Source organism: Streptococcus downii (assembly GCF_004353325.1).
Lineage (GTDB): Bacteria > Bacillota > Bacilli > Lactobacillales > Streptococcaceae > Streptococcus > Streptococcus downii.
On sequence record NZ_MZNX01000006.1, the window covers coordinates 44,191 to 59,833 of the forward strand.

Consider the following 15,643-nt stretch of genomic DNA (forward strand, 5'->3'; position numbering starts at 1 on the left):
GCTAGGCAAACGCCATAGCGATTGACGTTTTCTGACGAGTTGCTTCAGCAACCGTCAGAATTGCCTAGTTATAGACCACTACCATGGCTGGGCGTAAGATGCGGTCATGGAGTTTGTAGCCTTTTTGGAAGACTTGGGCGATGGTATCTGCTGGATGTTCATCGTCTGCTGGGAGAGTTTGGATGGCCATATGATAGTTATGGTCAAATTCTCCATCCGCTGCGATTTCTTCGATTCCCTCTTCTTTCAAAGCGTGAATCAAGCTTTCTTGCACCATCTCCAATCCTTTTTTGACATCATCTGTCAATCCTTCAACTGCGAGTGCACGTTCTAGGTTGTCGAGCGATGGTAAGATTGCTTTTGCTAAGTCCTGGCTACGATAACGTTGCAAGTTTTGACGCTCTTCATTGGCACGGCGTTGGATATTTTGCATTTCTGCATGAGCACGAAGGTATTTATTCTCAAACTCATCCGCACGTTCATTTGCCAAGTCTAGCTCTGACTTTTCAGGAGTTGTTTCCTCAGTCGTTTCCACCACTTCCTCTTCTTTTACTTCTTCGTTTTTTATTTCCTCAGACATTTTTCGCCTCCTTTTTAGGAATTTATGTAATTTCATGTTCAACTCACCTCATAATGATTACTACTCAAATAGCGATAGAAATCTGTGAGTTTCATAGTTAGTACTCGATTGACAACATTGAGTTGATTGACCAATTGCTGGTAATCCAGATTGACCGGACCGATAATCGCCAGAATTCCAAATCCTCGATAAGGGATGAGGAATTTACTGCTAATCACTGCTAGGTCTGCCAGACAAGACTCTTGACTGTCTGCAACACGAACATTTTGCATCTGATCTTCATGCAGACCCTCACGAATCTCCAGAGCCACTTTCTGTGGTTGGTCAAAGAACTGATAGGCTGCTAGATTGGCAAAATTCAAAAGATTGACCTTGCCCGCCACCACAATGTTTTCGTTGAACATTTCCTTAAAGATGTGTTCAAAGAGATCGATGACATTGTCCGTCGTTGTAAAGTAACGCTGGATAATCTGTGGAATCTCCGTCCGAATCTTGTAGTGAATATCTAGAACGGTGTGACCGAGGAAACGTTCCTGAATAATGCTCTTCAGTTTCAGCAAATCCTCCTGCAAGAAGTTCCTTGGAATCAGAAACTGACTGGTAACCGTTCGAGACTCATCAAGTGTAAAAACTGCAAGAGCGGTATGTTGTCCCAAAACAACGATATCAAAAGCTGTCAACCGTTGCCTGCTCGGCTCAACATCTAGCGCTACAACTGTGCAGCCACTTAAGTCTGTCAAGACATTAGCTGCCTCTTGTAGAATATCCTCCAGTTTGAAGAATTCCTGATCAAAGGCTTTGACAATCTCATAGACCTCATTTTCAGCCAATCGGTCAAAATCCAGTGAGTGTTTCACATAGTACTGAAAACCAGCAACACTTGGCATCCGACCGCTTGAAGTATGCGCCTTCTCAAGCAAACCTTGCTTTTCTAGAGCCGCCATATCATTACGAATGGTTGCACTGCTAGAGTTGATAGACTCTTGCAAAGCTTTGGATCCGACAGGTTCGTGCGTTTTGGTAAAGATGTCAATAATCAGATTTAAAATATTCTGCTGACGCTCTGTAACCATCTCATCACTCCTCTCTGTCCAATCGATTAGCACTCGATCCACCTAAGTGCTAACTCATGATTCTATTATACACCCTTAGAAGAGAATGTCAAGACAAAAACTCAAAAAATTAGCACTCTTTTGCCAAGAGTGCTAAAAATCAGTCTGAAGACCTAGAAACTTACTTTTCATCAATTTGGTATTTCCTTTTAAGTCTGAAAAAACCATAGATTAGATAAGAAATTAAGCAAGCATATAACAAGAAAATAATAAAGAAAGACTGAGACAAGTTTTCTCGATACAAACTCATGCAAACAACAAAACCACCCGAGAAAGCAGCTATACAAGAACGAAGTCTGGACCACATAACTTCCCATCCAAGACCATTAGTCATATAGACTTGATCCTCTGGAAGTATATCTGAAGATAATTTACGAAGAATCGAACAAAAACCTGTTTCTATCAATTCCCAATCTCTATTCCTAAAATCTTGCAGTTCATGCTTATACTTTTTAAGAAATCTAGAATCATAGATACAGTATATGACATCGTCCGGTTGACATTGGTCAAAATAGAAAAAGCCCAAACGACTAGTTCTATATCTCCAACCTTTCAAGTGCATCTCATGCAAATAATCTTCTTCCTTGTCCAAATCAACAATGGTGAAAATCCGAAATTGTACTTTGCTATTCATTGCCTGACCTCCAAATCAGAAAACAAGTATTGTTTCAGCTATCAGATAATTCTTTCCACTTTTGGAACAATCTCCAAAAAATATAAAAAATCTGAATTGCAAAAACTATCAATAAAACACAATCCATAATAACAATCAAAAACATTACCCAACTGAAATTACTACCTCCACTGAGAAACTTTGAGAAAATCGGTATTAGAGCTAAAAAGAGAAGCAAAATAGGAAGCATCCGCATTATTAAAATCCGTTTGACCATGGCTAACTTCCCAGTAGCGTCATTATAGATTTCAAACTCAGTATCCAACTCAATTCCAGAATGAAGCTTTCTAAAGTAGGAAAAACCATTAAAATCTATAATATGCTCCCATCCACAGTCTTTAAATAGTTGTAAATAGGAGGCTCTCTCTGATTTTTCCATTGGGTGAAAATCCAACTGATAAGACACCTGCTCCGGTTGGCACTTTTCAAAAGTATACTTAACCGCAACTACTAAGTTAGAGTAACTCACTTCCTCAAGTTTCCAACCCTTAGCATGCATTTCCCCAAGGTATAAAGCCTCTCTATCATAATCCGCAATGGTAGTAATTCTATAAACAACCTTCTTTTCCATCAACCTTCCTCCCGACTATTTCTGTAAAGTCGTTCAATACGTTTGAGTTCGATTTCTAAAACTTTCTGACCCAAGTCTGTAATCTGATAGATTTTCCGTTTTTCCTCTTCTCGGACAAAGGAAATCAGGCCATCCTTTTCCATTTTTGACAAGGTTCCATACATAGTTCCAGGACTAATAGAAACTTGCGAATCTGTCATTTCCTTGACCTTTTGCGTAATACTATAACCATGACGTTCCCTTTGCAGACAGAACAAGATATAAAATCCCGTTTCCGTCATTGGAAGATAAACTCGACGAATCTTATCCGTTAATTCCATTTATAAGCGCCTCCCATTTAGTTCGATATATCGCATTTCGTTATATAAAATATATCACACCTCGATATAAAATACAATAAAAAAGACTGCCCTCAGGCAATCTTTCTTCATTAATAAAGGTCTAAATAATTATCAATTTCCCATTGTGAAACGAAGGTTGCATAACTTGCCCATTCGATTCGTTTAGCTTCAAGGAAACTAGTATAGATATGTTCTCCAAGAGCCGCTCTGACAACCTCATCCTCTGTCAAAGCTTTCAAAGCGTTGTGAAGGGTTGATGGAAGGTCTGTAATACCAGCCTCCTTACGTTCTTCTGCTGTCATGATATAGATATTTTCTTCGATAGGAGCTGGTGCTTCAATTTTGTTTTCAATACCATGCAAACCAACTTCTAACAGAACTGCCATAGCGATGTATGGGTTTGCCATTGGGTCCACTGAACGCAACTCAAGACGAGTTCCCATACCACGTGAAGCAGGCACGCGCACAAGTGGCGAACGGTTACGACCAGCCCAAGCAATGTAAACAGGCGCTTCATAACCTGGAACCAAACGTTTGTATGAGTTAACTGTTGGGTTCATGATGGCAGTATAGTTATAAGCATGCTTGATCAAACCACCAAGGAAATGGTAGGCCGTTTCAGACAACTGCATTCCTTTTGGATCATTCGGATCAAAGAAGGCATTATTTCCTTCTGCATCAAACAAGGACATATTACAGTGCATACCTGACCCAGCGATACCAAATTTTGGTTTTGCCATAAAGGTTGCGTAAAGACCATGTTTACGAGCAATAGTTTTTACTACGAGCTTAAAGATTTGAATCTTGTCACAGGCACGGAGGACTTCATCATACTTGAAGTCAATCTCATGTTGTCCAACCGCAACCTCGTGGTGACTTGCTTCTACTTCAAATCCCATTTTGGTCAAGACATTAACGATTTCACGACGCGTATTGTCCGCAAGATCTGTAGGTGCCAAATCAAAGTAGCCACCCTTGTCATTTACCTCAAGAGTCGGATCCCCATTTTCATCCAGCTTAAATAGGAAGAATTCTGGTTCTGGACCAAGGTTGAAAGATTTGAATCCTACTTCTTCCATATGACGAAGTGCACGCTTCAGATTACCACGTGGGTCACCTGCAAATGGCTCACCCTCTGTTGTATAGACATCACAGATCAAACCTGCAACACTTCCATTTTCATCTCCCCAAGGGAAGACTGTCCATGTATCCAAGTCTGGGTACAAGTACATATCTGACTCATTGATACGTACAAAACCTTCAATAGAAGATCCATCAAACATGGCTTTGTTTGACAAGACCTTGTCTAACTGTTCATCTGTAGCAGGAATTTCGACGTTTTTCATAGTTCCCAGAATATCTGAAAACATGAGACGAATAAAGGTAACATTTTTTTCCTTGACTTCACGACGAATATCTGCAGCTGTGATTGGCATGAGTTTTCTCCTTAATTTTTGACTACTTGCGATTGCCTAACCGCGACCAAAAGGCGACTGTGCTGAAGCAAAGCGTCCCTGTTGAAGGAGCTCATTATGAAGCGCACGACGCACCTCCGTTGGGCTCACTGCTTTCTTGGATTTCGCCTCACGTTCAGCATATTTTTTCTTAATGGCAGCGATATTATATCCTTCAGAGATATAATCTTTGATTTCAAGCAAACGATCCATGTCATTCAAAGAATACATGCGACGGTTCCCTTCGTTTCGATCAGGCTTTATCAACTCTTGATCTTCATAATAACGAATCTGACGCGCCGAGAGATCGGTCAATTTCATCACACTGCCGATAGGAAAAACAGCCATATTTCGGCGAAATTCTCTTTCCTTCATTTACAATTTCCTTCTTTCTATCTATTATAATCTAAAAAAACACATACGTCAATTGATAATGTCATAAAATGTAACATTATTTTCTTTTTTTCTCCAGGAGATTTCTGAAACGATCAATATCATAATTTACGAGTATGGCCACAAAAACACCCATAAAAGTTTCAAATACACGCGCAAACACGTACAAAAATGTTTCTCCGCTTGGTATTGATAGGGTAATAATCAACATAGCTGCTACACCACCGATAACTCCTGCCTTGTTGTTCATGGCAACATTTGTCATAATGGTTAACATGGTGCAAATCGGAACAACTAGTAAGGTTACCCAAAAGGCTTCTTGAAATAAGGTATTTAAGAGAAAAAAGACAAGAGCATAAAAACCTCCGATGCTATTTCCTAAGATACGTGAAGTTCCAAAATGAACACTCTTATCAAAGCTTTCTCTCAAACTAAAGACTGCTGTCAAAGCCCCAATTTGAAGCCCCTTCCAACCAAAGAATCCAAAAATCAAGAGAACTAAAAAAACAGCAATTCCGGTTTTAAAGGTTCGTAGACCAAGCTTGAACTGTGACTTATCAAATTTATATTTTTTAAAATAACCCATAATCTCAACTTTCTATTTCCATTTTATCATAATTTAGTTGATTTTATGAGCCAAAATCAATCGGAAACGTTTTTAATTCAAGCTACAAGAAAAAGAGGAAACAAAGTTCCTCTTTTCATCGTTTCATTTACGAAAGATTATTTTTCTGTAAGTGCAGCCAATCCTGGCAATACTTTACCTTCAAGGAGTTCCATTGATGCTCCACCACCAGTAGAGATCCATGAGAACTTGTCTGCACGACCAAGGTTGATGGCTGCGGCAGCTGAGTCACCACCACCGATGATTGATTTCACACCTGGTTGTTTCACGATAGCATCCATGACACCGATTGTACCAGCTTGGAAGTCAGGGTTTTCAAAGACACCCATTGGTCCGTTCCATACAACTGTTTTGGCACCAGTCAAAGCTTCATCGAATTTAGCGATAGATTTTGGACCGATATCCAAACCAAGGAAACCTGGGTCTACTGCTTCACCCTCAGTGTCTTTCACTTCAGTGTAGTCAGCAAATGCGTTTGCTTCTTTTGAGTCAACTGGCAAGATCAATTTGCCGTTTGCTTTTTCAAGAAGAGCTTTGGCGACATCCAATTTGTCTTCTTCTACAAGTGAGTTACCGATTTCGATACCTTGTGCTTTGTAGAATGTGTAAGTCATCCCACCACCGATAAGAACTTTATCAGCTTTTTCAAGCAAGTTTTCGATAACACCGATCTTGTCTGAAACTTTTGAACCACCAAGGATAGCAACGAATGGGCGTTCTGGAGCTTCAACTGCTTCTTGGATGTAGGCAATTTCGTTTTCAAGAAGGAATCCAGCAACTGCTTTTTCAACGTTTGCTGAGATACCAACGTTAGATGCGTGTGCACGGTGAGCTGTACCGAATGCATCGTTTACGAAGATACCATCTCCAAGTGATGCCCAGTATTTACCAAGTTCAGGATCGTTTTTAGATTCTTTCTTGCCGTCAACATCTTCAAAACGAGTGTTTTCAACCAAGAGAACTTGTCCATCTTCAAGAGCGTTGATTGCTGCTTCCAATTCAGCACCACGAGTGACACCTGGAAGGAAAGCAACGTCTTGACCCAATTTAGCAGCCAAGTCAGCAGCTACAGGAGCAAGTGATTTACCAGCTTTGTCTGCTTCTTCTTTTACACGGCCAAGGTGAGAGAAGAGGATAGCACGTCCACCTTGTTCAAGGATGTACTTGATAGTTGGAAGAGCTGCAGTGATACGGTTGTCGTTGGTAATCACGCCATCTTTAACAGGTACGTTGAAGTCAACACGAACGAGAACTTTTTTCCCTTTCAATTCAACGTCTTTAACAGTCAATTTTGCCATTAGATATGACTCCTTCTTTTTTTATACGTGTTAATTATATCACAAAATGAGTAAAAGAGATAGCAAAAGCCTGCACTTTTCCAGTTCTTTCTTGCAACTGAAACTAGCATTTCTTAAAATCAAAACTAGAAAAACCTTATCAAATAAGTAATGAATGCGAGATAAAATCATTAAAACAAGGCCTGACTAATCTACAGTCAAACCTTGTTTTTAGTTGTTAAGAGGAAATCCAAGATTCGTAAATCCGATTAGTCTTCTCTCCTCTTTCTAGCAAGCAAGCCATAGCCACTCATCACTCCGAGAAGCCCCAGAGCTACTAGACTGGCATCTGTTTCTACACCAGTATTTGGCAGTTGTTTGCTTGCTGCTTCACCTTTGATAGACACTTCTGCAGTTGGAGCATTTGTACTTGGTGTAGCTGGAAGTCCCTTTTGCTCTTTAGAGAGGGTATCAGCATGAGGTTTATCTGGACTTAGCGCCACTTCTTTTGTACCAACTTCGGTAATTTCTGGGATAGCTTCCTTGAGAACTTCTGTTGAACGAAGGGTGCGTTTGCCTTGGGCATCTACTTCTACTAGACGACGAATTTGCCCTTCTTCTCCTTTTTGAACAAGCTGACGTTGACCTTTTAGAAGGCTTGCATTTGGTCGCTCTTGACGTTCGAAGGCAACTGTATCCTCTTCAATTTCTAGTTTCGGAATTTCTAAAACTAGGTCTTTTACTCCTTCAGCCGGTTGGTTGCTTGACAGAACTTTTGTTCCAACTTCGGTAATTTCTGGGATAGCTTCCTTAAGAACTTCAGTTGAACGAAGGGTACGTTTTCCTTGGGCATCTACTTCTACTAGACGACGAATTTGTCCTTCCTCTCCTTTTTGGACAAGTTGACGTTGACCTTTCAGAAGTTCTGGAGTCTCACGTTCTTGGCGTTCAAAGGCCGTTGTTTCTGTTTCAATAACCAGTTCAGGCAATGCCTCTACTGTTGGCGCAACTTCATTAGGATCCATGCTACCAACGTGGTGACTTTCTTCTGCAGGAGCTAGTTTCTTATTCAGCTTTTCTTTCATGTCCGCAAAAGCTTGTGGAGTTGGTGTTTGTGAAGATAATAAAGCTTCAGCTTGGGCAATCAATTCAGCTTGAGAATCTTTTTCACGGACAGATTCGAGCAAGCCTTCCAATTCTTCTCTAGCAGTTTGATACCGTTGATTGCCATCCAAGTCCGCACCTGCTTGTTTCAACTCATTCAAAGCCCGGTTGACTTCTTCTTGGCTAGCATTGTGGTTTTCTGCTACAGCTTTCGCAGCATTGAGCTTCTCTACTAACGCTCCTTGTTTGTCCTCACTTGAGAAGGTATAGGCAAGGGTTGACTGACGACCTTGGGCAGCAGTAATTTCTTGTTTGAGGTACTCATCATTGACTGCAGCCTTTGGAGAAACAAAGACATCGAACTCAGCTGTGTGCCCTTTGTAATGCAGAGTCAAGGTCTGGCGTCCAGTCTTCTGAGCATCGTAGCCTGTAATTTCAACACCTTTATCAGTAAAGCTGTGAGCCTCTTCTGTCTCATCATCATAGAGAACTCCAAAGCGACCTTCTGCAAGATCCAGTTGATCTCCAACTAGATAGTCTGTTTTTGGTTTCTTAGTAATATACAAGCCTGCTACTTCTTTTGGTTTTCCTTCATCTTGGCCAGTCACTTGTACGTTTAAATCACCAGTAACTGGAAGTCCAAGGTAGCTGACTGTGAGCTTCTGTTCCCCTTTTTGATGAGCGTCGTATCCAGATACAGTCACACCTGAGTGGGTGAGGTTAATCAGCTCGTCGGCTTGTCCCCCTTCATATTGAACACGGAGTGTTCCGCCTCTGAGGTCGAGTTTTTCTCCCTCTTTATAAACCGCCTTCTTAGGTCCTTTTTCAAGGCTGACAGATTTAATTTTTCTTTCATCCTGTGGAATCGCTACAGCCAAAGTGTTACTGATTTCTTTGCCAGGTAGTTGGGTACGATAGTAGAGGAGATTTGGTTGCTTGTTAAAGGCTAATGGTGCTGTTGCCAGGTCCCCACCAGTTTCAGACTTCAAGGTCGCAATCGGTGTTTGTGAATCCGCCTTGTCGTAAACGGTGATGGTTGCGCCTGCCGGAACATCAGAGAAGCCTAGTTGAACTTGATGGTTTCCAAGTGAACGAGCCGCTACCTTAGCCATTGGAATATTTTGACTTTCTGTGTCCAAGGTTTCGTACATCTTCCAGTTGTAGATACGAATGGCCTTCCAAGGTGTTCCGTTATCAGATGTAATGACATGCAAACGCCAGTCTTGGGCGGTGATTGGTTTATCAAGAGTGATATCCGTAACGTGCGCTTTATTACCACGGACTTCCTTAGCTAGTTTCCACTCGCCATCAGTATCCTTGTAATAAAGATCAAAGTCCTTGGTGTTCATCAAACCATCGTTAACAGACTCACCGCCAGCTCCCGCATGATCCATGACCCATCTAACAACACGACGTGGTTGGGTCAAACGAATATCGACACTACCGCTCAATTGTCCTGAAGACCACTTGTCTGATAGACTGGTAATGGTACCGTTCAACATGCCTTCGATACCTTCTCCACCTTCAGTATTTGGGAAAGTGCTACCGATTACCTTTGCACCTGGAACAATATTTTCAGCCAAAGGTCTTGGGAGAGTTGTATCCTGAACAGTCATCCCCCAGTTAAAAAATGTCGTCGCAGCTTCAGAACGAAGTCCATTTTTACCAACTGCAACGACTTTCAATTCTTGAGTCGTACCAGTCGCATTAGCAGAACGGCTAACTTTTGGCAAGTAGATGGTGGAAGCAGATGATCCTGTCAACAAACGCCAGTTATCTCCATCTTTTTCGTAGACTTCATAGAAATCTGCATCTTGGTTACCCGCAAACTGGACCACTGCTTCAGCTTCTTGGGCGTTCTTAAGAGATTGTTTCACTACAGAGAGTCCTGTCGGTGCTTGTGGTGCTTGGTCATTGTCTGAAATTGTTAATTGACCTAGGTTGAACTGATAATCTTTTACAGCACCTTCATGTTCGAAGAAGAGTTTAACCGCATAGATAGTTTTACCTGCTAGTGAGCTAAGGTCAAATTCTTCATTTGTCCAGTTGTCAGAAAGGGTCAGTTCTTTCCATGCATCTGCATCCTCAAATTTGTAGTCTGGAGTCGTAGAGAAGGCCATATAAACTTTCGAGCCTTTTCCTCCCTTATGGGCAACCCGAAGTTTGGTCTTCTCCGTTACTTCTAGTTTAGTAGAATACAAATTCACATCTTGGTCTGTCTTACCAGCTACATCACCTGAGAATTTAAGGGAATTTCCGCCATTGTAGGCATCTGTAAAGTCATATTCTGCACGAAGTTTTTCCCCCGTTGAAGTCTGCCACCAGCGCCATGTTGGCAAGACTCCTGAAACAGAACGGTAGTTCCACTCAGAATCCTTAGAAACTTTGCCGTCTACAAACCACTTTCTACCATGGCCTGTATTGAAAGAGGTAGTGAAGGTGCGTCCTACTGCTGGTGTGCGGTCCGCAACTAAATTAGCAATCCCATACCACTCTTTGTCCGCTGGTTTTTGAGCCGTTGGATCTCCTTGGTAGCCTGTGAAGAAGATATCTTCGTTCTTATGGTAGTCTTCGCCTGTTTTTCCTAGACTGGTAATCGTATCTGGTGCAAAGAGTCCAAGTGACAAACGCAACTTGCCTTTTTCATCTAAGAGGGCATCCCATTTGACTTTGGTTTTATAAGAACCACCTTGTTGCAATTCCAAGCCTGCAAAGACATCATATTGACTACGTTCTAGCCATTTGGCCATCTCTACGGAGTGGTCATTCTTTTCCTTGTTCCAGTTGAAATTGGCAAAAAATTGGTCTGCAGGGACCTTGTCACCTTCTTTTTGCATAAACTGGTAGTTGTAATCACCAAGACCATCTTCGTGGTAACGACCATATTTGTAGGTCATGGCATCATACCAAGCATACTTGATTGGGTGGTTGACCTTAGCCGCGTATTCTTTTGTATAGAGCATGAATTGGCGCATTTTTTCACCAAGAGGTTCTACCAATTCCCCCGTTGTTTCTTGGTTGATGAAATAGCCATCAAATCCATAGTATTTAGCGAGATCAACGAGTTTACGTGCTATAGGGAAGGTGCCATCCTCATCTTGCTTCAAAGCCTCAGCAAACTTCTCTTGGTCGGCAATGCTGTTTGACCAGTTGAAGAAAAGTGTTCCATAAACGGGAACTCCGTTGCGGTGCCCTGCATCAATGACATCTGGAGTAGGGACTAGGCCTTCCCAGAAGACCATTGAATCCAAGTATTGCCAGTAGTCAAAAGCATAGGCCTTGAATTCTTCTCCACCAACAGAAGCGTGGTCTTTAGCCTTTGAGTTGGTATTTGCTAGCGCCTGAACTTTAGCTCTTCTGCTTGCTTTTTCGTTAACCAACTGACCTCTATGGCGCTTGGCGAGTTCAACTGAGGAACGATTGATGGGATCATCCTCACGCGCACCCGGTTCCCATTTCAACAAATCTTCCCAAGTATCAAACTTGATTTCTTTTGGTTGGAGACTCTTCTCTTCATTTTTAGGAACGTCTGCTAAACTTGGTTTGTCGGCTTTATTGTCAACCACTTGAGGAGCTTCCTCAGGCTTGACTCCTTCTTTATCAGTTGGTTTTTCAGCTGTTTCTGTCGGAGCTGGTTTCGCTTCTTCTTTTTCATTAACTAGATTAGTTATTGCTGGAGTGTTTTCTGAAATTGGTTGCTCAGCTACTTTGTTTTCAGTTTCCGATAATTGTTTTTCGATAGCTGTGGTGTCTGGATCAGTTGTTTCACTCGCACTTGTCGCGTGAGCACTTGTATTGGCAACTGTCTCAGGGACAACAACCTGTTCGGCAAGAGCTGGGCTCGCAAATAGAGCTGATCCAATCATCAAGGAACAAGCCCCGATTGACAGCTTACGAATACTGTAACGGCAACGTTTTTCAAAAAATAGATCTTTCATCTTATCCTCCTAATATAATAAAAAGTAAACGCTTTACTTTTTAGATAAAAAGCAACTGTTCTTAGTGGACACCACCCGAACAGGATTATCCTCATTCTATCTTATATGAAAACGTTGTCAATCTATTTCACGCATAAACTATAACTAGGATAAAAAACAGTTAAATTTGGATATAATCCTTGCAGACATTTATACTTGAGGTAAGAATACTATTTAAGGAAGAAATTTAAAAAAGTTAGCGATTTCTTACTAAAATATCAAGAAAACACTTGTGAGATTTACTTTTATCCTTTAAAATAGAATAGGAGAAATTCCGTTATTATTTTTCGGAGGAAAAAGAAATGTCCATTAATTGGCAGGAAATTTTATTTCACTTTTTAGGAGGTCTAGGACTGTTTTTATATAGTATCAAGACCATGGGAGACGGTTTGCAACAAGCTGCTGGAGATCGCCTTCGTTTTTACATTGACAAGTACACCAGCAATCCCTTTTTAGGTGTTCTAGTCGGGATTGTCGTAACTGCCCTGATTCAATCAAGTACAGGGGTTACAGTTATCACGGTTGGTCTAGTCAGCGCTAGCCTTCTAACTCTTAGACAGGCTATCGGAATTATCATGGGAGCCAATATTGGAACCACCGTTACTTCCTTTATCATCGGTTTCAAACTTGGTGAATACGCTTTGCCCTTGATTTTCCTTGGAACCATGTTCCTCTTCTTTACAAAAAATAGAACAGCAAACAATATCGGACGCATCCTGTTTGGTGTCGGGGGAATCTTCTACGCCCTCAACCTCATCAGTGCCGGTATGAGTCCACTTAAAGATTTACCACAATTCAAGGAATATATGGTAACCTTGGGACAAAATCCTATTTTAGGAGTGGTAGCCGGTGCAGTGATTACCGTCCTCATCCAAGCTTCTTCTGCGACAATTGGGATTTTGCAAGGTCTCTATGCAGGTGGATTCCTTGATCTTAAAGGTTCTCTACCCGTTCTCTTTGGGGATAATATCGGGACAACCTTAACTGTTATCCTAGCAGCAGCTGGAGCCAATGTCTCTGCAAAGCGCGTTGCAGCAACCCACGTTACCTTTAACGTTTTGGGAACTATTCTTTGCTTAATCTTATTAGGTCCATTTACGTCTATGATCGAGTATTTCCAGGCACTCCTTCATCTCTCACCTGAGATGACCATTGCCTTCTCTCACGGTGCCTTTAACGTAAGTAATACTATTGTACAATTTCCATTCATCGGAGCTTTGGCCTACTTTGTAACCAAGCTCATCCCTGGTGAAGATGAAGTTGTCAAGTACGAGCCTCTTTATCTTGACGAACAACTTATCCAGCAATCTCCTTCTATCGCACTAGGAAATGCAAAAAAAGAACTCTTGCACTTAGGGAACTATGCAGCTAAAGCTTTTGACCTTTCTTATAACTATATCATCGGTTTGGATGAAAAGGTAGCTGAAAAAGGGCACAAGACAGAGGAGGCCATCAATACCATCGATGAAAAACTCACTCGTTACCTCATCAGGCTCTCTAGCGAATCCTTGAGTCAAAAGGAAAGCGAAGTGTTGACTAACATTCTGGATTCATCCCGTGATTTAGAACGGATTGGGGACCACGCAGAAGGGTTGCTCAACCTAACAGACTATCTCCAACGCAAAGATGTTCATTTTTCTGAAGCTGCTCTAGAGGAATTAGCTGAGATTTATCAAGCAACAACTGCATTTATCAAGGATGCCCTTGATAGTGTCGAAAACAATGATATTGAAAAAGCTCAAAGTCTGATTGAACGCCATAAAGAGATTAACAATATGGAACGCGTTCTCAGAAAGACCCACATTAAGCGCCTCAACAAGGGCGAGTGTTCAACGCAAGCTGGTGTCAACTTTATCGACATTATTTCCCATTACACTCGTGTGTCTGACCATGCTATGAACCTAGCTGAAAAGGTCATTGCTGAACAAATCTAATAAACTAAAAGCTATCCTGAATGGGGTAGCTTTTTCGTCTCCTCATCAAGAATGTCTTTTCTGACATATAAAAAAATGCTTTGATTCACAGTGGAATCAAAGCATTTTAAAGAGTTCTCCAAACATGATAGCAGAAACTGCTGTGCCTCTGTACTTGGCTTCTTCTCTTTTGATAAAGCGAGCCAAGTTGATCAATTCAGGTGCTGGGTGTTTGGGATTTCTGAACAATTCAAGATTGACCAGGCCTGAGAGACGGACTGCTAGTAATTGCTCGTTTGTAGTAGGTAGTTTTTTAGCAGTCTCTAGGAGAGCGGCGACTAACTCATCACTCAAGCTTTGACGGGCATGATTATAGAGATCTTTTATAAGGCTTTCTAGGTTTGGTTCTGTCATTTCGCTCACCTCTCTTATTCTTTAATAATTTTTAATCAAATCAACTGTTGAACGATCCAATTTTTTCACTAAGGCTTGCAAGAAAGCTTGAGCTTCTAAAAAGTCATCCATAGCGTAGAGAGTTTGGTGAGAGTGGATATAACGAGCACAGACACCGATAGTTGTAGATGGGACACCACCATTTTTCAGATGAGCTGCTCCAGCGTCCGTTCCGCCTTTTCCACAGTAGTATTGGTACTTAATGCCAGCTTCTTCAGCTGTTGTCAAAAGGAAATCCTTCATACCCGGGAGGAGCAAGTGACCTGGATCGTAGAAGCGAATCAAAGTTCCGTCCCCAATTTTGCCTTGACCACCATAAACATCACCAGCAGGTGAACAGTCAACAGCTAGGAAAACTTCTGGATCAAACTTAGTTGTAGAAGTATGAGCGCCACGAAGACCAACTTCTTCTTGGACGTTCGAGCCAAGGTAGAGTTCATTTCCGAGTTTTTGACCTGACAAAGCTTCTGCTAGCTCACTAACCATAAGAACACCGTAGCGGTTGTCCCAAGCTTTTGAAATGATATTTTTTTCATTGGCTGTTAAGATCGCTGAGCTATCTGGCACGATGGTATCACCAGGACGGATACCAAAGCTTTCTGCTTCAGCCTTATTTGCAAACCCACCATCAAAAATGATATCTGAAATAGCTGGCATGGTTGGTCCACCTGTTCCACGAGTCAAATGTGGAGGAACAGAACCTGAGATCACAGGAATTTCACGACCATCACAAGTAAAGAGTTTAAAGCGTTGGCTGCTGACCACCATAGGATTCCAGCCACCGATTTCAACCACACGGAAGGTTCCGTCTGGCTTAATCTCGCTGACCATAAAACCAACTTCGTCCATATGAGATGCGACCAAAACACGCGGTGCATCGGCTGCTTCTGAATGTTTGATACCAAAAATACCGCCCAAGCCATCTGTCACTACTTCATCCACGTGCGGTGTCAACTTTTCACGAAGATAAGTCCGGACAGGCGCTTCATGACCTGAGATCGCAGCAAGCTCTGTTACTTCTTTGATTTTTGAAAATAATGTTGTCATATCAGTTCCTTCTTTCTGTCCTCCATTTTACCACTTTTTATAGGAGAAGGATAGTGGGAAGGTGGATTGGTTTTGACTCAGTTTTCCAATAAAAGAGAGTGTCAGATATTATTTCAGGAATTT

Annotated in this window: 13 protein-coding genes; 1 reads left to right on the forward strand and 12 read right to left on the reverse strand. The window is 41.6% G+C overall.

Annotation, left to right across the window (positions count from 1 at the left end):
* Nucleotides 1-64 precede the first annotated feature (64 nt).
* The 10 genes from grpE to E2R31_RS02075 form a co-directional block, all read right to left on the reverse strand.
* Entirely contained in the window at nt 65-580 is a 516-nt protein-coding gene (grpE, locus tag E2R31_RS02025) for a nucleotide exchange factor GrpE (protein ID WP_061454553.1), read from the reverse strand.
* A gap of 38 nt (nt 581-618) precedes the next feature.
* Entirely contained in the window at nt 619-1,653 is a 1,035-nt protein-coding gene (hrcA, locus tag E2R31_RS02030; protein ID WP_132972950.1) for a heat-inducible transcriptional repressor HrcA, read from the reverse strand.
* 160 nt (nt 1,654-1,813) lie between these two features.
* Nucleotides 1,814-2,326, reverse strand: a complete 513-nt coding sequence (locus E2R31_RS02035) for a DUF2812 domain-containing protein (protein WP_132972589.1) — start codon at nt 2,324-2,326, stop codon at nt 1,814-1,816.
* Nucleotides 2,327-2,360: 34 nt separating this feature from the next.
* Nucleotides 2,361-2,936: a DUF2812 domain-containing protein gene (locus tag E2R31_RS02040; protein WP_132972591.1), complete on the reverse strand. Its 576-nt coding sequence runs from the start codon at nt 2,934-2,936 to the stop codon at nt 2,361-2,363.
* Nucleotides 2,936-3,256: a PadR family transcriptional regulator gene (locus tag E2R31_RS02045; RefSeq protein WP_132972593.1), complete on the reverse strand. Its 321-nt coding sequence runs from the start codon at nt 3,254-3,256 to the stop codon at nt 2,936-2,938. Before E2R31_RS02045 ends, E2R31_RS02040 begins: the two co-directional genes overlap by 1 nt.
* A gap of 110 nt (nt 3,257-3,366) precedes the next feature.
* Entirely contained in the window at nt 3,367-4,713 is a 1,347-nt protein-coding gene (gene glnA / locus E2R31_RS02050) for a type I glutamate--ammonia ligase (protein WP_001122886.1), read from the reverse strand.
* Between the two features lie 36 nt (nt 4,714-4,749).
* The gene (gene glnR / locus E2R31_RS02055; protein WP_132972595.1) at nt 4,750-5,106 is read right to left on the reverse strand and encodes a transcriptional repressor GlnR; all 357 of its coding nucleotides are present in this window, start codon (nt 5,104-5,106) and stop codon (nt 4,750-4,752) included.
* Nucleotides 5,107-5,182: 76 nt separating this feature from the next.
* Nucleotides 5,183-5,710 carry an FUSC family protein gene (locus E2R31_RS02060; RefSeq protein WP_000540313.1) on the reverse strand — a complete coding sequence of 176 codons (528 nt, stop codon included), beginning with the start codon at nt 5,708-5,710 and terminating at the stop codon, nt 5,183-5,185.
* Between the two features lie 137 nt (nt 5,711-5,847).
* The gene (locus E2R31_RS02065; RefSeq protein WP_061409634.1) at nt 5,848-7,047 is read right to left on the reverse strand and encodes a phosphoglycerate kinase; all 1,200 of its coding nucleotides are present in this window, start codon (nt 7,045-7,047) and stop codon (nt 5,848-5,850) included.
* Nucleotides 7,048-7,295: 248 nt separating this feature from the next.
* Nucleotides 7,296-12,068: an endo-beta-N-acetylglucosaminidase gene (locus E2R31_RS02075; RefSeq protein WP_132972597.1), complete on the reverse strand. Its 4,773-nt coding sequence runs from the start codon at nt 12,066-12,068 to the stop codon at nt 7,296-7,298.
* Nucleotides 12,069-12,409: 341 nt separating this feature from the next.
* Between E2R31_RS02075 and E2R31_RS02080 the strand changes: the two genes are divergently transcribed.
* Nucleotides 12,410-14,041, forward strand: coding sequence for a Na/Pi cotransporter family protein (locus E2R31_RS02080; RefSeq protein WP_132972599.1), 1,632 nt, complete (start codon nt 12,410-12,412; stop codon nt 14,039-14,041).
* 96 nt (nt 14,042-14,137) lie between these two features.
* Here E2R31_RS02080 and E2R31_RS02085 read toward each other — a convergent pair whose 3' ends face one another.
* Nucleotides 14,138-14,434 (reverse strand): bacteriocin immunity family protein, encoded by a 297-nt coding sequence (locus E2R31_RS02085; protein WP_084970907.1) that lies wholly within the window; start codon nt 14,432-14,434, stop codon nt 14,138-14,140.
* A gap of 21 nt (nt 14,435-14,455) precedes the next feature.
* The gene (gene pepA / locus E2R31_RS02090) at nt 14,456-15,520 is read right to left on the reverse strand and encodes a glutamyl aminopeptidase (RefSeq protein ID WP_132972601.1); all 1,065 of its coding nucleotides are present in this window, start codon (nt 15,518-15,520) and stop codon (nt 14,456-14,458) included.
* Between the last annotated feature and the right edge of the window lie 123 nt (nt 15,521-15,643).

Excerpts from the sequence above, each read along its gene's own strand:
- glnA (WP_001122886.1), bottom strand. The coding sequence starts at position 4,713 with ATGCCAATCACAGCTGCAGATATTCGTCGTGAAGTCAAGGAAAAAAAT.
- E2R31_RS02080 (WP_132972599.1), top strand. The coding sequence starts at position 12,410 with ATGTCCATTAATTGGCAGGAAATTTTATTTCACTTTTTAGGAGGTCTA.
- E2R31_RS02065 (WP_061409634.1), bottom strand. The coding sequence starts at position 7,047 with ATGGCAAAATTGACTGTTAAAGACGTTGAATTGAAAGGGAAAAAAGTT.
- E2R31_RS02075 (WP_132972597.1), bottom strand. The coding sequence starts at position 12,068 with ATGAAAGATCTATTTTTTGAAAAACGTTGCCGTTACAGTATTCGTAAG.
- E2R31_RS02045 (WP_132972593.1), bottom strand. The coding sequence starts at position 3,256 with ATGGAATTAACGGATAAGATTCGTCGAGTTTATCTTCCAATGACGGAA.
- hrcA (WP_132972950.1), bottom strand. The coding sequence starts at position 1,653 with ATGGTTACAGAGCGTCAGCAGAATATTTTAAATCTGATTATTGACATC.
- pepA (WP_132972601.1), bottom strand. The coding sequence starts at position 15,520 with ATGACAACATTATTTTCAAAAATCAAAGAAGTAACAGAGCTTGCTGCG.
- E2R31_RS02060 (WP_000540313.1), bottom strand. The coding sequence starts at position 5,710 with ATGGGTTATTTTAAAAAATATAAATTTGATAAGTCACAGTTCAAGCTT.
- glnR (WP_132972595.1), bottom strand. The coding sequence starts at position 5,106 with ATGAAGGAAAGAGAATTTCGCCGAAATATGGCTGTTTTTCCTATCGGC.
- grpE (WP_061454553.1), bottom strand. The coding sequence starts at position 580 with ATGTCTGAGGAAATAAAAAACGAAGAAGTAAAAGAAGAGGAAGTGGTG.
- E2R31_RS02085 (WP_084970907.1), bottom strand. The coding sequence starts at position 14,434 with ATGACAGAACCAAACCTAGAAAGCCTTATAAAAGATCTCTATAATCAT.
- E2R31_RS02040 (WP_132972591.1), bottom strand. The coding sequence starts at position 2,936 with ATGGAAAAGAAGGTTGTTTATAGAATTACTACCATTGCGGATTATGAT.
- E2R31_RS02035 (WP_132972589.1), bottom strand. The coding sequence starts at position 2,326 with ATGAATAGCAAAGTACAATTTCGGATTTTCACCATTGTTGATTTGGAC.